Origin of the sequence: Corynebacterium sp. HMSC034H07 (assembly GCF_001815175.1) — a bacterium.
GTDB classification, from domain to species: Bacteria; Actinomycetota; Actinomycetes; order Mycobacteriales; family Mycobacteriaceae; genus Corynebacterium; species Corynebacterium hiratae.
The window spans coordinates 1-17,165 of the sequence record NZ_KV819518.1; the positions used below are offsets into that span (position 1 = coordinate 1).

The following is a 17,165-nucleotide window of genomic DNA, read 5'->3' on the forward strand; positions in this document are numbered from 1 at the left end:
CCCGCTACGCACCCCAAAACCGGAAGAGCCCGTTAATTCTCCACACTGGATATTCATGGATTCTCTTTAAGGTCTGACAACTAGAAAGGTACGCTTAACAGTTAAGTGCGAAGCGTACGTCAATTCCTTAACAGCCTCTTTGAGAGGTTACCCTCGTTTAGTGGACACGAAGTGGAGCTACCCCACGAGTCCTCAGCCGCCTAGCTTGCCGACGCCCTGAGCTCAGCGCTGCGGGAGCTCGTCGGGGCTAGCGTATACAAGACGCGTGCGCTTGACGACGTCTCTCCCCTGCCCCGATCAAAGCTACAAATCCCGTACTTGCGTAAGAGCACACCAGCGATATCGATCTGCTACCCCAAAATCAACGCCGCCGTCTCCTCCGGCGGCACATCCTTCAGCTGCCGGCTCTTGATGGCCCACGACGCCAGCCCCAGCACAATCCAAACAACCAGCGCGATAAGCGGGGCCGTTCCGAGCATGCCAGGCGAGCCCGGAACAAAGAGCAGCGCCAAGAACCCGACGGAGAGGATGCACCCAGCCAGGGCGAAGTACTCGTAGAACTTGTTGGGCGCAATGGGCTTCGGCATCCCCGGAACCTGCCCGGTGCGCGCAATCTTCCAGGCGCAGAAACAAGTGTAGAAATACGCCACCGTGATGCCAGCACTGGACATATCGACGACCCACGTCAACGCCGCGCGCCCGAACCATGGGGTCACCAGGCACACCGCACACACCAAAAGAATCGCATTGCGCGGGGCGTGCTCCTTGCCCTTCAACTCACCTAGGCGGCGCGGGACCAAGTTCGCTCGCCCCAGCGTAAACAGCACGCGGCTTGCCGCGGTGTAGAAACCATTAAGACCTGTCAGCACACCCGCGCTGACCGCGACGACCATGAGCACCAAACCAGCCGGCCCCATCACCTCGCTGATGGCTGCTGCCGGTGGCCAAGCCTCGCCCTCGAAAGCATCGTGGTGGGTGCCCACGGCAATCGACGTCGCCAGCATCATCGCCATGTAAATGACCGTCGCGACAGTAATACCCCACATCAGAAGGCCTAGCGCCTTCCGTGGCGAGAAATTGAACTCGCCCGCCAACTGCGGAATGGAATCAAAGCCCACGTAGGCCCACGGGGCAAAAGCAATGATGGTTGCCACCGCCGCAGCCGGCGGCACATCTACAGGAAAGGCGGGAGCAAGCTCCGGGCGCGCGGCGACGTAATAGATAACCATCGACGCCACAATAACCACCACCGCCAGGATCATGAGCACAACAGCAAAGAACTGGAACCGGCCGGAGAGCGCAGCACCCTTGGAGTTCAACCACGCGAACACAAGGATAAACAGTGAGCAAATGGCTACTTCGGGGAGATAGATGGTCCACCCGGCGACGTCGTAAAGCACGCCCCGCATAACCAGCTCAGGGAAAGTCACACGGAAGACGAGCGTGACCGCCGACGCATTCAACGCGACAACGCACGAGTACCCCAGCGTCAGCGCCCATCCCGCGATAAACGCATGAGTCCGGCCGAGCGCAGCCATAGCGAACGCCACGCCACCACCGGTCAGCGGCAGCGCGCGAATGGTAAAGCCGTAGCTCAAACCAATAACGGCAATCATCAGGCCGCCGATGACAAAGCCGATGAGTGTTCCCGCAAGCCCCGCCTTCTGCATCCAGTCGAACGGCAAGATATAGGCGCCCCAGCCAATCGCCGCACCCAACGCCATGGCAAAGACCCACGAGGGCTTCATCGTTTTCCGCAGTGTCGCATTCTCCGACATGTAGTTTCACTCCAGACAATTCACCTTGAGCGCCAGGACCTTGCGGACGATCCCAGCGCGCGTTTCTGGCAAGTCTAGAGGTTCTTGGTTAGGTGTGCTGTAGCTCTAATAGATCCAACTCAGGGTTCCACCTCTCATTCGACGAACATAACCGATGTTGACCATCGCAGTGTTCTGTCACCAATCAACCGGACTCTCTACGCTCTTACTGGGTCCCTACGTGTTCGCCCAAGGATCGTATCCCGACTCCCACGCAGGGCGCTTGACGACGTCCGACTTGCGCCTAAGCTCCCGTCGCCTACCGTCAGCAACTGTTGCAATTTAACCGTCAGCCAAATAGCGCGCCGCAACACTAAGAAGCCCCAGCTCTGCCCGGGTTTTCATAAGTCAAGCCGCGCAAGGCGCTCACTCGACGAGGAATGCTGTTTCCTTTCGCCGCATCGTCCCCGTGCAAATTCTTTGCGTTCTCCCCAGGTATCAACATCCACATGCTCATCTCGGTGAACTGGAGCGTCGAAAAAAGGATCATCAAAGTCTCGAAAATACTCGATCAGCGATACTTCAATTTTGTATTCGTCATTACCGCTACCTCCAACAGCCAGAGAATCCAACGAAACAAACCTAGATGCAAAGTCCGCCGCCGAAAACTCCCCAGCTTCGAAAGCTCTCCGAAATTCGACGCTAGGATCAAAATTTATTTGATGCGCGCCATCAATCTCACACAATTTATATAGAAAAATAAAGCTGTTAATCCTCCAATAGACATTGAGAGGCGCGCGATCCCCTTCTGCCATATCGTCGATGAAGGAAGCAATGAGGACTCTGCCGTATTCTACGAACGCCATGTACATCGCTGGAGGCAAACCGCCATAGTTCTCCCTGAGGACTCCCCGAGCGATGAGTGGGCCTACATTTTTGTGATTCTCCCCGTGTGCCAAGAGACTCAAAATCGATGATTTTTCCAATTTTAGACGTGCCGTGGACATAAGATTTACTATGAACCAGACTAGCCAGCTGTTGGCAGCTCCAGGCATATTTTCCCGAGTGTTCAGTGCCCGAACGGCAGCCATCAAGACTCGTGAACATTCCTCTGGTTTAAAATCAGGTTCTAAGCGCTCGAAGCTGAGCTCCAACCGGTTGGCAATAACGTACCGTAAGTTTGTATCTTCGCACTCCAAGAGCGATTCGAATTCTGAGGCCTTTCCTTTCGCTGCGTCTTTCAGCACCCGATCGGCCTCTAACTCTGACAAGTCATCATCATCAATGTTGAGTGTGAAATATCGATCAAAATGGCTCTGATCAGAAATTCGTTCTGTTCCCGCTTTCCAAGTTCCCTTTACCTGATCAAGGACTGGAAATAGTTCCCGCAAGACACCAACAACCACCTCTGCCTCCGATAAGCTGCTATGCGGATTAGAGGTTTGAAGCCCCCGAACTGAAGGCCTTTCAATCCAATTCTCAATTCCTGTCACTCCCATGATCAATTGTTTTTCAAAGTAGGATCGATCTTTCTCTGAAAGACTCTCCGAACGAGTCAAGATCTCTTTGTATTTTGGGAGTCGGTTAAAAACAAAGGGATAGGTCGTTTGCAGGAGCTGCAGATTTAGGACATCGGTTAAATCAACCTCAGCCGGGTTGAGCTGTGCCAACGTAGATAGAAGCTGATGGGCAAATCGCTGTGCGGTTCTGATGGTTACGGGCAGCCGAAGCCAGTTCTGTATAAATGTATGGATCTCATGGCTTGTGTGATCAAATTCGAATTGCGAACTATCCTCACAGTAAGACAGAACTAGCTCAATCAATTTCGTTTTCTGAAAATCAGTGAGCGGAGGAACGGCAACTCGATACTGAATGTACTTCTCTAAATATTTGAGACCGACAGCCCCCGCGCCGGCTGCATCGGAAGACATGTCAGCCCCGACGCTACTCCCAATAGCCTCGACATCCAAAGAAAGGAGAAAAGTAATTCCAGGGAATCGCCCCAACAGCCTAATAACTTTAAGGAGAGAATAGAGTTCAGGCTTTTGCAACCTGTCAATATCATCAGCAACAACCAATACATTGAACCCTTTTTCCTGGATCACCTTAGAGACCTCACTAAACAGTGAATTCCATGACTTTGGTCTTTCCAGGTAGTCGGCTACGGCATCGGAAGTAGCTGCAATAGTCCCGCCAGCAACAGGAACCATGCCAGCAAACAAACCAGAAAAGCGCACGACCCGCGCAACGATTTTCTGGAACCGCTCATCTTTGCCCAGATCGAGAGCCTCACCGATTGACTGATAAAACTCACCAATTAATTCCTCTGGGCTATCAACAGCCCACGGGGTAAATCGGGCAATTTTCCATCGATCAAACTCACTGGCCTCAAGCTCCTGAGCCACACGCTCCATCACCCAAGTTTTTCCGGACCCCCAAGCACCCACTACACCAACGACAGAGCTACTCTCCTCCGAATGAACATTACGGATCATTTGGCAAGCATGATCAACCAGTCGCTCCCTAGAAAGTATGTCCTCACCCACCGAATCATCAGCTCCAACGCGTAAGAAATCAGCTTCCATCTCGTTAGCCATCTCCAATTCTTCTGTTGGCAAAAATGAATAGTGTTTGCTCTGTTCGTATGACAGAGTGAAAGCGTTCTTACCAGACTGGGTCCATCTAGAATCAGGTTCGGAATTATTCGTTGGCTACTCCTGCTACGCACCCCAAGTAGGAATTCTCCAGCAATCGCTCCCCTTCTAAGTTCTGTAGCTTCCCACAGACTCTTTGCCCTCAGTTCGGGCTCTGCCACGAACTTTGGTTGAAGAAACTATACGGCGCTGAGCTAAAGGGGTTTGAACACGATGCGCAGCAACCTAGGCTGTTTGGGGACGAAGTAGATTGGGTAACCTCAAGATTTGGATAGCCCCCGTAAGCCGGAGCACTTGCCCGAATTCCCTACCCCATATGCGGCCGATACTTCTCCATAATCGCCTCGATGTCTCGAAAGAGCCCCGGTCCATACTTTGGATGGCGCAAGCCAAACTCCACGCTGGCGGGAATGAAACCTGCTGGGTTGCCAAGGTCATGGCGGATACCATCGTGGACCACGACGTGAACAGGATGGCCTTCCGAGATAAGCAAGTCAATCGCGTCAGTCAGTTGCAGCTCCCCGCCCTTACCCGGTTTGATGCGACGTAAAGCATCAAAAATCGCGCGGTCCAACAGGTAGCGGCCAGTTGCGACGAAGTTTGACGGTGCGTCCTCCGCTGCTGGCTTCTCCACCATGCCAACAACCTTTTTCACGCTGTCCTCGTCGGTGTCCTCAATATCAAACACGCCATAGTTCGACACGTGTGCCGGATCCACCTCAACAGCCAACAGCACCGATCCGCCATGCTCCTGGCGCACACGAATCATCTCGCTCATAGCTGCAGTGGGCTCGATGACGTCATCAGGAAGCATGACAGCAAAGTAGTCCTCGTCCTCGTCCAAGACGGACTCCGCCAAACCAACAGCGTGTCCTAGGCCCAAAGGCTTGTCCTGGACAACAGCTACGGGATCAATAATCTGCGCGGCACGCTCCACCTTCGCTGCCTGCTCATCTTTTCCACGAGCACGCAGGATCTCAACCAGGTCAGGAAACTCATCAAAATGGTGCATGACCTCGTCCTTGCTAGGCGAGGTCACAATAGCTAGCCGTGTTGCCCCGGCACCCGCAGCTTCCTCGGCAATCATTTCAATGCCTGGTGTGTCCACGACAGGCAGAAGCTCCTTCGGGACAGTCTTAGTCGCAGGCAGGAAACGCGTACCCATACCCGCTGCGGGGACAACAACAGTGCGGACGGAAGTGGAATTAGCCATAGGTCAATCCTAATGTACTGGGGATCCCGCATAGGACCTCGGCCTACTAAAGAACGGAAGTTGTGGCGCACGCGCTTGTCGATGTCCACCCCGTTCCCCTGCCTCACACGTCACCACAAACTAGACTTCGATTTGTCTCGTCCTCATGCACAAAGGAGTCTCTCATGCGTCGACCGCCACGCACCGGTAAAGCACTCGTTGCTTTAGCCCTCACCGCCTCTCTGGTTACCGGACAGGCAACCACCCCAGCACCTGCAGAGGCACAACAATTCCCATCCTTCCAGATGCCTGCCCTTCCCCAGTTCAATGAGGAACAGGTCCGGCAGGCCGTTGCTGCACTCGTAGCGCTTGCAGCAAGTGTCGGCGGTTTAGCGCTCATCACCGGCATACTGCCCGGAGTCGGTTCTTCCAACGGCTCCTCGTCGGCCCCAGCACCGAGCACCACCCCTGCAACAACTCCAAGCACTCCCACTTCCACGCCTGAGTCCACTCACCCTTCAACCTCCCCGGCACCTACTGAGGAACCCAGCTCCTCGGCGGAATCGACCACAAGCACAGCTCCTGCCCCCGTCACCTCCGTGGAGCCCTCCCCTGGTTTTGCGAAGCACGTAGCCGATATCAAAGACCGGCTCGCCACCAGTGAAGATAAAGATCCATTGTGGGCGTGGACTGCCCCTCGTGGTCCACAGCTGAACCTCCCCACCCACGAAGGCAGCGGCCAAGCCACCCACCCTTCAGTCCTCTACTTTGAGAATGGTTGGAACGGATGGAAGTACTGGATGGCGATGACCCCGTACCCAGCCAGCGATGAAAGCGCTGAGGATCCGAATGTGCTCGTCTCCAACGACGGCTGGACCTGGCAGGTTCCAGACGGATTAAACAACCCCATCGATGACCAGTTGGGCAAGCCTAACCCGCATAATTCCGACACCCAGCTCGTCATGGCTCCTAGCGGCGAAATGTACCTGACTTGGCGCATGGTCGATCGCCCGAACGGAAAAACCAACCGTATCTACCTAGTGAAATCCGACGACGGAGTGCACTGGTCTGAAAAAGAAGAGATCTGGACCGGTGAGCCGCAGTTCATGTCTCAAGCCCTCATCTGGACAGGAGAGAAATGGCGCCTCTACGGCGTAGCCAACGGCGGTGGTGTGCCTAATCGCGTGGTCTTTTACGAAAGCTCGAATCTCAAAACCTGGTCCGGACCAACCACCGTGTCGTTTGACCCTGGCCTCACGTCTGGGCAGCGCCTGTGGCACATCGACGTCCAACTCTACGACGGTGAATACATCGGCCTCGTCCACATCATCCCAGGCACGGTCAAGCAAGGTAACCTCTACCTTCTGCGTTCTCAGGACGGTGTGACTTGGAAGCGCTCGGACACCCCGATCATCTCCCACGAGGAGTCCGGCTACCCCAACCTCTACAAGTCGGCCCTAGTCCCTCACGGCAGCGGAGACGACCTCAACTTCGAGCTGTACTACTCCGGCTTCAGCGAAGGCCGCGCTGATTGGCGTATCAACCGTACGGTGGCGGAGCGCATCAGCGCGGAGTAAGCCCACCGTCCGCGTACCCTCGTTCAACGGGTGCGGACAATGCCCGTACTCGCTGCGACTTAACGTCGTAATCAAAGAGGAAGGTCTGGCTTCCACGAACAATGCGCAGTACGCGTTTGCCGGGCCCGTTCTCTTTGAATGTGTACTCCACCTTGTCTTCCGGCTTGGCGACCACTACCGCGGTGAGCAACCCAAAGTCTCGGCTCGCGCGTCCAAAGCCCACAGTCCACGTGTCCGTGGGTTGCTCGTTACGGAAAACGATTCCGCGCCGGTTGGCACGGTCGCCTCGAGCGAGGTTTGCATCCGTCGGGTCAAAGTAGCGCGATCCATCGATGCCGTAGCGGATGAACACCAACTGGGTTCCATCGACAACAGACCGGAATCGAACTGTCTCGTACTGCGAGCCCACGTACTCAAACTCTGGGGCCACATTCCAACGTTGCTCCGCGTACTCCACAGTGCGCGTCGGTTCAAGGCTGTCTGAAACCACAAAGGGGCCGCAATCAACAAAGCACGCACTGCGATTCCAGTGAAGGCCTTCCCAAGCGGTGTCCTCAAGATCGAACGCCGACCACGATTCCTCAATCTGGTAATCCACCAGTCGTGAGGCTGCCTCAACGTCGTGCTCCTTCCCACGAACACTAAGCACATTATGAGCTAGGCGGCTCTGGGCATAGGAACGTAACGGGCCCCTCACATAACCAGGATGACCAGCATCAACGATGATGTTCCTTCCGCGGTCCCAGTAAGTCAGTGAGAGATGATCAAAATGCCCATGAATTTGCCGCGGCGGCCCGAAGCGCAAGGTGTAATAGCTCTCCAAATCCTTAGGCCTGCGCTGACCAAACCCCGAGCGCCCAAAAATGTAGCCAGCATCATAAACCTTGACGCGCGGAATCTCAGGCCCAGTTACACCATTCGATAGCGCGTATTCCAACGCCCCTCCACGAACATATTCTGGACGCCGCGGCATCGAGTCGCCTACCTCGACAAAGGTTCCTGCCGGGGTCAAAGAGTGCGCGATGAACTCTTCCAGCGGCCTCTGCTTCGCTTTAAGTTTTTCCGCTCCAGGCGCATCAAACATCTCGAGTGCATCCACAGCAGTGCTGCGCAGGCGCTCAATGTAATTCGAGTACTCGGGCGCTTGTTCGTTGATGGCGCCTTCCTTGTCAATCATGACCTCGAGGCAAGCTACGGCGCGCTTGGCACCAGTGTCCAGCATCTCCTCGTTGCTCAGCCTACCCCCTACGATCATTAGCGCCAGCGCCTGGGACAGTCCATGGTTCCAATAACCATCAAAATGCTCCAACAACCACTGACCGTGGTACGTGATGGCCTCATAAAGCCATTCGTCCTCAGGATAAAGCTCGCTCAGCACGCTTAACGACGCCGCTCTAATCGCAACAGCATGCCCGCCCCAGACGTGTTCATCGTTTTTCCACTCCGGGGACACAAGGTTCATTTCCCACCAATGCCATGCAACAGTTCGTACGAACTCCGCTCCCGCGGAAACCTCTTCACTCCATTCGTCCTCGGGCATTTCCGCAGCTTGATCTACGATGAAGTCGATCCAATTCAGCGAATGCAGATAGAAGCGCACAGTCGGGTGTAAGCCCTGAGATTCAATCTGCGACCAGAACGGCTCCTCCGGGTTAAAAAACACTTCTGGATAGGAATGAATTACGAGCATGCCCCCCAGCACCTGAGAAATCTTGTTTATGCGCCCCAAGCCACCGGAAATCAAGATAGTTCGCCCTCGATTTGGAGCATTGTAAAAAGACATTTTCACCCTTCCGAAATAGTCAACATTGATCCCGAAAACAATTAAATACAACCCTTCAATTAACTTTAAGAAAAATGCCTATAACGGAACGCTATTTGGTTCCCAGTGTCAAAGGTGATTTGAAGGAAAACGCCTGGATATGTTCAGCCTCCAATCCATTGGTAGTATAAAGTGCCCTGCGCTCCCCCTAGGGCTGTACCTTGCGTCTTGTTTTATTGTTGTCGGGTTTTGATTGTGGTATCAATACTCTGGTTCAATTCAGGCGACGCTCCTTAGCAAAGGATCTGATGGAGCTTGGGGACCATTCCATCCACCTGCCCCATTTAAGCGTTACACTGTTTACCTCGACGACATCCCTCCACGTTCGAGTATAAATGAGCGCATAATTGTCCGAAGCGTTGATCTTTCGACTAATGAAAGGCACCGTAGTAGCTCCAATCCTTGTGGCATGCGGTTGTGTCGGACGTACCATTTTCCTTTACCGGACAGGACGGCCAGACGCGTCATACCGACCACGACTGGCAATGCCTTCGATGCAAAATGTGTGTCACGTTTTCCGCACGCTGCAGCCATCACAGTTTCGGCGTGAACGTCTCGAATATGTTCTATAACAGACGCGTCACTAAGGGGTGCTCAATCCCGAAGCTTTTGAGTACCAGTACCCGCGGAAGGTAATGACATGTCCTATATATTTACTCTCCAATATGGTGTAAGTGAACTCGATTGTAAAACGATCCCGATACGCATCAATGCCTCGATCATCGGCATAGGCCCTTCGGCGAAATGCGGTAGTTGAGTCGAAAGATTAACTGGCGGTGGCCGCCCACTACTTTCCGGACCCCACCATCAGCAAGCGTTACACCACACTAAGGGACACAACCGTCAAGCAAGTGATGAGAAACTCAGCGTTGCGTAGCCGGACTGCTTAAGCCCAGCCACTAGTCATGCGGCGCCAGATCAGATGCCGCAGACTTGCCCGCTAACAGGATGGAAATACTCTCCACCAGGATGTACGCCTTCATCGGTCAGACAACGCAGCCCTCCAAAGCCTCACCAAACCTTTTGGATTAAATCCAAACTTCTCACTCACTACAGACACAACGCACCCAGCTTTCGTCGTTGCGTTGGGGCAACAGGATTGAACGCTCTTGCGTTCGGCGGACTGCTTCTTAGTGCAATAAAGAGGTCGACCGCGGACATACGAACATGAGAGATTAAAGTCGCCTGCGTACGTCGTCGACTGTACCGGTGGTGTCAAGGAACGTCGAAGACGCCGCAGAGATTGCATTTACGTCAAATTCATTGTGATGCTGCAAAAGAACCACGGCGTCGGACGCCGCAATGGCTGCTTCCCAATCTTTTTCAGAGGCGATCTCATGTCCATTAAAGTTCCAGGTGTCCACATAGGGGTCTATGTACGAAACCTCGGCGCCTCTCCTAGCGAGTTCCTGCGCTAGCGGGAGGGCCGGAGATTCGCGTTGATCTGCAATGTTCTTTTTATAGGTGACACCGAGTAATAGTACTTTCGAACCTTTGAGAGCAATTGCGCGATCGTTTAACTGTTCAGCTACTCTCGTCGCAACATATACAGGCATCGAGTTATTGATTTCCTGGGCGAGTTCGACGAATCGTAAAGGGTACCCGAGATTACGGCGAACCTCGTAGGATAGGTAATTCGGATCGATAGGGATGCAGTGCCCTCCTACCCCAGGCCCAGGCGTGAATTTCATGTAGCCGAAAGGCTTTGTTGCTGCACCCCGGATAACTTCCCAGATATCAATGTCAAGCTCGTGACATACTTTCGCCATTTCGTTGACGAGGGCAATGTTGACGTGCCGAAAAGTATTCTCGAGAAGCTTTGCGGTTTCGGCTTCCTTTGGCCCACTCATCTCGACAACATTTTCAATAAATGCCCTGTAGAAATTTGCCGCCAACTTGGTACTTTCGGGAGTAACCCCACCAACAAGTTTGGGAGTATTTTTAATTCCAAAATCTGTCCTGCCAGGGTCAACGCGCTCTGGACTAAAAGCGACAAAAATTTCGGAATCAACCTTTAGACCGCTCTCTTGCTCGAGGATTGGAAGACAGACTTCCTGCGTGGTTCCTGGGTAAGTAGTTGATTCCAAAATTACAATTGTGTTTTTAGAAAGGTTCTTACCGACAGTGCGAGAAGCAGCCTCGATATAGGAAAGATCAGGGGAACCAGCCTCTCCCAATGGAGTCGGAACACAAATTACAATGACGTCGCTCTCTGAGAGCACCGCGGGTGATGCGGTTGCCGTGTAACCATTTTGTAGCATTTCTTGGACGTCGGAATCCGACAAGTCATCCACATGGGAGACTCCGGCGTTGAGCCCATCTACAACCCTCTGAGAAACGTCGAAACCATAAACTTTCCATCCGGACTTCGCGGCTTCTTGCGCGAGAGGCAAGCCTACGTATCCTTGGCCGACGATGGTCGCTACTTTTTGCAATTCTACTCCAATCGGAAAGCTGCTGTATGTTAACCGATTTTCTAGTATAGAGGGTTGATAGCAAGCGCACTAGATAGAATGGTTAGTTTTGGAAAGACGGCTGGCAAAAGCAGCTATTGTTACAGCCTCTAATTTTTTGAGAGACGAGCTAGGCTAGTCTAAACAGCTGTAATCTCTTGATTAGAGACTTCGTGGAGCACACAAGAAGGGTAAAATTGAGATGCCAGAGACGTTTCAGAGACGGCGCTCTATCAGCAAATGGGAAGTCGCCCGAAGGTACCAATCCGTGGAATCATTCCTGCGTCTGCCTTTGGGAGAAGGGCTTCACACCATTGAACACAAAGGAAGACTAATCGATCTCTTGATTAGGGACCGAGGTTCTGATACGACTCTAATAGTTTTTCACGGGGCTCTTTCCCCTCGCCAGAGGACTATTCCATATCTTCAGGGCGAGAGCATTTCAGAGATGTCTGGCATGAATTTGATTGCTTGTTCCGATATCTCCCTTGACCGTGGCCCGATCGCCTGTGCATGGTTCCTGGGAGACAGGGAAATCGGGGAGTTTCGCAAAATTTTGAGCCCCATTCTTGCCGACACATTAGAAAAAATGGGCAGCAAAAATACCGTCCTGTTTGGAGGATCGGGCGGCGGATATTCAGCCATTAACTTTGCGCAGGATTTCCCCGGATCGACCGTGCTCGCTATGAACCCACGGTTGAATCTAGAATCATCACCAAAATCGACTCTATCTGACTATTTAAAGGTCTGCCATGGTGTTGACACTAAAACGCCCATGCAGCGAGTAAAATCGGAGTTCCTACAGGCAAATTTGGCCCAACAGGTCAATCAGCGGCAAGACTTTGATCTGCTAATTATTCAAAATTCGAATGACAGCCGTTTCCTAGACCTCCAAGTAAAACCATTTCTCGACGAACTAACGAGTCTTAAGCGCACGTGGATTCAACTATTCGATGGTGATCCTGGGCACATTCCCGTCCCCCGTGGGGAACTTGGCAGAATTCTCTCGGAGATCGTAGGGGTCCTGCGCGCAGATGTGCGAGATTTTACAACGATCGGCTTCACCAATGGGGAGGAACGAAGGACTTTAGGGCTGTAGACTCTTGTCTTGTAAGCAAGAAAGGATAAAGTGCCGCTCGCGGCACAGTTGAAAAGAAGTAGGTAACAATTGAAATTTTCTTGGGGCATCGACAGAGATTTAGTAGGCAGCACCTACACCGATGAGGAATTTATAAATAGGCTATATTTTGAGAATGAGTATCTTTTCCGTCAAAGGCCTACCTTTTCAGTCGGAAAAGGCGCCGAAGCAGCGTCGCCTAAGGAAGTCCATGAAGACGAAAAATTTGCCTTTGTAAGGCAATTTTTAAAAGAAACTGAAGAGGGAGAATCTTCTAAAAATCGCCATCTGATTGTCGCAAACGAGTACACCTCCTTGGATAATCAGTATGCAAACGGTTTCATCCATCGTCGTATTAAACTTTACCAAGAGGCAGGCCTAAAAATCGACGTGATGGCATTTGGCAAAAGGCTGGAAAAGGACGTTTATATTTACGATGGAGTCAACGTTCTCTCCGGCTTTTACGATGAGCTGCTCGGGCTTCTTGGCAGTCGACAGTATGACTCCATAAGCGTACATTTCATGAACCCCGATATGTGGGCTGCGCTCAAACGGAACGTATCGAAGCAGACCCCTTTTTTGGTTTATTCTCATGGATATGAGGTGCGCAATTGGACCCGTATGCCCTATCAGATCGCTGACCGGAAATCTCTCGATGATCATATTGAGCGAAACCTCAGGGCAAGGGATGTTTGGCGCGAGATGTATAAGGATGATTCTGGAATCACCAAATTTATCTTCGTGTCTGAATGGTGGAAGCGCGCTGTAAGTGAGGATGTCCTAGTCCCCTTTGATGATTGCAGAACCGCCGTTATACACAACGTCATCGACAGTGATATGTTTCCCTATCGAGAAAAGCCGGTAGAGCAACGATTTAATCTTTTGTGGATCCGTAATGCCAGCAAATGGAATTATGGAGCTGATTTGGCAGCGAAGATGCTGAGTAGGCTGAAAAAGACTGATCTTTGGCCGAGAATTAAGGCCACTATCGTAGGGGACGGTCAGTATTTTGACTTCTTCGACCAGTTTGCAGACGATGAAAATGTCACTATACACCGTGGATATTTATCTCATAACGAGATCTCAAAGCTTCATAAGGAACACGGGATTTTTCTGGTTCCCTCCCGATGGGATACCCAAGGAGTTTCAAGGGATGAAGCGATGAGCTCCGGATTGGTCCCCATTACCACACCTGTTGACGCAATCCCAGAGTTTGTAGATGATTCGTGCGCGGTCCTAGGCGACGAAGAGCAGTTTGATCACTGGTTCGAAGAAGTTCTTTCGTTAATGAATGATCCGGAAAGATTTTCTCAAATGTCCAAAGCCGCAGCGAGGCGTGTACGGGAACAGAGTACTCCTGCGCTCACGGTAGACAAGGAAGTGCAGCTAATGAGAGGTGAAGACTTTTAAATGAATAGGACACTGATATTCGCGAGCAGAATCGGCCCTACGGTCGGTCTAGTAACTAAGGCTTTGGAGGAAAGTGGTGGCGCGCCTCTGGTGTATTTCCTCCGCGACAACCGTTTTATGGGTGCCGATACTCCAGAAGTTCCAGTATGGGCGCGAGACCCAAATAGCTATGAGTTTCAGAAGTGGCTTCTCTCTTTCGCTCATCAGGCTGGTTTCAAGAAGATACTCGCTATCGGTTTTGAATCGGCTTTGTTGTGTGAGCCACTGGGGAAACACATCCCAGTTCTTTCATTGATGATGCCTGGCGATGTGGATATTAGCTCCCGTCGAAAAAAAAGACTCAATCAGTTTAAAGGTATTTCGCGTTCTTCGGCTGCGTTGATTTTTTTCAATGCTTGGGAAATGTATAAGGCTTCATCAATCGGTTCTGAGGCTCCCCACTTTCTTTGGGACATTAATGCGGACGGCAGTTCGGTTAATTGGAATCTTTCCCAGAGCGATGAAAACCGCATAGTTGTTTTCTATGATCACACAAAAAGAGGGACTGTATCAAGCATTGAAGATCTCGGCTTTAATGGGCTTGCGTCTGGGTTAGGAACAGTTGATGTACATTTACAACCGGTCAATAGCTTCTTCTGGTATAGCGATTTGCAAATAGGGCGTAAGCTCACCAACACGGCTGCGCTCCGAACGTCCGGGTTTACCGATGCGATTTTCGTAGATAACGATGCAGAGTCTCTATCCGCTATCGCCTGCGCTAGTGACGACAATGCTGGTTCGCTCTTTGCGACTCATTCGGTCGAGCATGAACTTATCTCCTACGGTAAAAACAGCATTGAAGTAGGTTCTGTCCCCCATATACTATCTCGTTTTGTTGGAACGAATTCGCCGAGTGCTAAAGCTTGTGTCTCCCCAGATTATTTTAGCGGAAGACCTCTTATTGAAGTTCTCAATCTCGCATTAGCTGGTGGGCTCCCGAGGTATTTCGAGGACTTTGGTGATGCCACCTCGTTAAACATATTCTTTTCTGTTGCCGCCCTAGAGAATCGTTCGAATGGGGCACGACCTCAACGAATTAGAAACATGTACCTCGCAATGGCCCGGGAATCCCAGCCTATTCACTTGAGCTTCAACCCGAGCATTCTTGAACGCCGAGTGAAATTGATTAAGTATCTCATCGATGAGGGAGTGGAATTCAAGTTCTTCTACGGAGAGAACAGTACTAATCCAATCTTTGAGTTCGATGGGCCTCTTATTGTCTCGCGATTAGTTGACTACCTGTCTCATGAATCGACCCTTAAAAGCTTGTATTTTGTTCGCGATGTCCACTGGCTAGACGAAACGCTCCAAGAGTCCGGGCAAATCGATGCTAAGACCCTTCGTTTTGGCGAATTCGAGTTTCGTCGCTTTTCTAAAAGCCTGGGCGGCTTGATAGCTCCATCTGTTGAAAGCGGAAAACACTACTCTGAGCTGGCTACGCGCTTTTTTGAACTACAGTTCATTGATGATGAGCTTCCTCCAGCTCTGTCACCAAGAAATATTGCCCCAGCTTCACTTGAAAGCGAGCCGGACGATAGCCGTGTGACCTTCGTTTATACCGGTGGTGTTAGTAAGCTTTACTCGATGGAGACTTACTTGAGAGCGCTGAAAGAGATAGTCTTAGTGGCAGACCGCCAGGTTTATGCAGATTTTGTGGTTCGGGAAGAAGAAAGCCAACTTCTGGAAGATTGGCTGATGGAGCTAGGACTAAACGGCCTCGAAGAAATTCGCATTTTGACCGAAAGTTTTGAATATTATAATTCAAGGACTACGAGAAACATCGGAATATTACTTCTGGATTCCGAGTATGGGAAAAATGCATTTGCCTTCAAAGCTGTCTCGTACCTTGAGAGAATGATCCCTTTTATTGTCTATAAGGATTCTCCGAACTATCGCTACTTCAAAAAGTATGGAGTGGCTTTGCCCGCTAGGGGCCCCGAGAATGTCGAAGAGGTAATGCGACAGGCCGCTAACTGCTATCCAACTGAACTGCAGTGGGACGAAGTATTCTCTTCGGAGACGTGGGATAACCGGTGGGAAAAGGTGAAAGAGGTTGCTACCACAAAGAAAAGAGAACGCCGATAGCTTTCCCGTATATTGACTTGGACGCGGCCTCTGGAAAGCAATCACGCAGCAGGTGCGTTCCTGTCTAGTGAGTGTAGTTAGAGAGCGTTCTTCGAAAGCACTTGTTGTTATGGGATTGCACCTTGTATGTCGTTGAGAACCCTCTACCGCGAACGCTGTACGGTTTCTTCCCGACTGCCTACCAACAGTTTTGTAAAGAACCTTCCGGTGACGCAATTCGTTACTCCCTTAGGTGTGGGGCTGAGCGGCTTCAGGAGGTTATCGGGATTAGCGCCTCACTTTTCATGGCCTAGGGTGCCAGAAGCCACGGGCACCCGTTCCTATGCCTCCTAATCTAGTCCCAAACCAGAGCCGACAAGTTTGCACGAATAGACGACAATCCACTATGTTTAGGCGGTTGTTCTTCTCCTTCGCTTAGCGCGTAGGCGATTGTGTCAGATGCGGGTTTTTGGTACCGGTGTTCCGGAGACCCGGTACTGCCGGGTTCCGGGTAGTTGGTACCGGGGCCGGGCCGACGGAGTCGGCCCGGCTGTTTGCTTTATTCGTCCGGTTCTATTGGGGCGGTGGCTTTGCGCATGTCGAAGTCTCCGATATGGATTCGGTGGCCGTTGTTGAGGCGGCTTACGAGTGAATCGGCTCCGACTCTGTCTGGCAGTGTTTCAACCCAGTAGGCGGCGGCTGATTGGGAGGAGATCAGTGTTGGGAGCCTTCCGTCGCGGTCGAATATGATCTTGGTTAGGTCTTCTTGCCCGCGCTGGTTGATGCTGATGGTCATAAAGTCGTCGATAATAAGGACATCGACGTTGATCAGTTTCCGCATCTTATCGAGGTAGTTTTGGTCAGTCGGTGAGAAGACCGCCAGCATGTCTACAAGTTGATCCAGCCGGTAGTACGCCACGGAATATCCGGCCTTGCATGCGGCGATGCCGATGGCGCAGGCAATGTATGTCTTGCCTGCTCCGGTCGGTGCGAGGATGTGAATGTTGGTCGGGTTTTCCCGCCAGTTAGTTGCGGACCTGACCCCTGTTAGGTAGACACCTGATATCCAGCCCGGTTGGG

At 51.8% G+C, this 17,165-nt stretch carries 10 protein-coding genes; 4 read left to right on the plus strand and 6 right to left on the minus strand.

What is annotated here, in order from left to right:
- Window positions 1–350: 350 nt before the first annotated feature.
- The 3 genes from HMPREF3009_RS04395 to HMPREF3009_RS04405 all read right to left on the minus strand — a co-directional run bounded on the left by HMPREF3009_RS04395 (window position 351) and on the right by HMPREF3009_RS04405 (window position 5,624).
- Entirely contained in the window at window positions 351–1,748 is a 1,398-nt protein-coding gene (locus HMPREF3009_RS04395; RefSeq protein WP_232760924.1) for an APC family permease, read from the minus strand.
- A 410-nt stretch (window positions 1,749–2,158) separates the two neighbouring features.
- Complete coding sequence (locus HMPREF3009_RS04400; protein WP_070680261.1) at window positions 2,159–4,354, minus strand: KAP family P-loop NTPase fold protein; 2,196 nt, start codon at window positions 4,352–4,354, stop codon at window positions 2,159–2,161.
- 364 nt (window positions 4,355–4,718) lie between these two features.
- On the minus strand, window positions 4,719–5,624 hold the full coding sequence (locus HMPREF3009_RS04405; protein WP_070680264.1) for a UTP--glucose-1-phosphate uridylyltransferase: 906 nt from the start codon (window positions 5,622–5,624) through the stop codon (window positions 4,719–4,721).
- A gap of 164 nt (window positions 5,625–5,788) precedes the next feature.
- Here HMPREF3009_RS04405 and HMPREF3009_RS13430 point away from each other — a divergent pair, with 164 nt between their 5' ends.
- The gene (locus tag HMPREF3009_RS13430; protein WP_158010561.1) at window positions 5,789–7,180 is read left to right on the plus strand and encodes a sialidase family protein; all 1,392 of its coding nucleotides are present in this window, start codon (window positions 5,789–5,791) and stop codon (window positions 7,178–7,180) included.
- Here the strand turns inward: HMPREF3009_RS13430 and HMPREF3009_RS04415 are convergent.
- Window positions 7,167–8,963: a heparinase II/III domain-containing protein gene (locus HMPREF3009_RS04415; protein ID WP_070680271.1), complete on the minus strand. Its 1,797-nt coding sequence runs from the start codon at window positions 8,961–8,963 to the stop codon at window positions 7,167–7,169. The genes HMPREF3009_RS13430 and HMPREF3009_RS04415 overlap by 14 nt on opposite strands.
- 1,214 nt (window positions 8,964–10,177) lie before the next feature.
- Window positions 10,178–11,437, minus strand: coding sequence for a nucleotide sugar dehydrogenase (locus tag HMPREF3009_RS04420; RefSeq protein ID WP_070680275.1), 1,260 nt, complete (start codon window positions 11,435–11,437; stop codon window positions 10,178–10,180).
- A gap of 286 nt (window positions 11,438–11,723) precedes the next feature.
- Here HMPREF3009_RS04420 and HMPREF3009_RS04425 point away from each other — a divergent pair, with 286 nt between their 5' ends.
- The 3 genes from HMPREF3009_RS04425 (at window position 11,724) to HMPREF3009_RS13435 (ending at window position 16,106) form a co-directional block, all read left to right on the plus strand.
- A complete protein-coding gene (locus HMPREF3009_RS04425; protein ID WP_158010562.1) occupies window positions 11,724–12,554 on the plus strand; it encodes a hypothetical protein in 831 nt (276 codons plus the stop codon).
- A 69-nt stretch (window positions 12,555–12,623) separates the two neighbouring features.
- Window positions 12,624–13,982 carry a glycosyltransferase family 4 protein gene (locus HMPREF3009_RS04430; RefSeq protein WP_070680281.1) on the plus strand — a complete coding sequence of 453 codons (1,359 nt, stop codon included), beginning with the start codon at window positions 12,624–12,626 and terminating at the stop codon, window positions 13,980–13,982.
- Window positions 13,983–16,106, plus strand: coding sequence for a hypothetical protein (locus HMPREF3009_RS13435; RefSeq protein ID WP_158010563.1), 2,124 nt, complete (start codon window positions 13,983–13,985; stop codon window positions 16,104–16,106).
- A gap of 538 nt (window positions 16,107–16,644) precedes the next feature.
- Here HMPREF3009_RS13435 and HMPREF3009_RS13010 read toward each other — a convergent pair.
- Window positions 16,645–17,165 (minus strand): ATP-binding protein (locus HMPREF3009_RS13010; protein ID WP_198531114.1); only part of this gene is annotated, 521 nt, incomplete at its 5' end.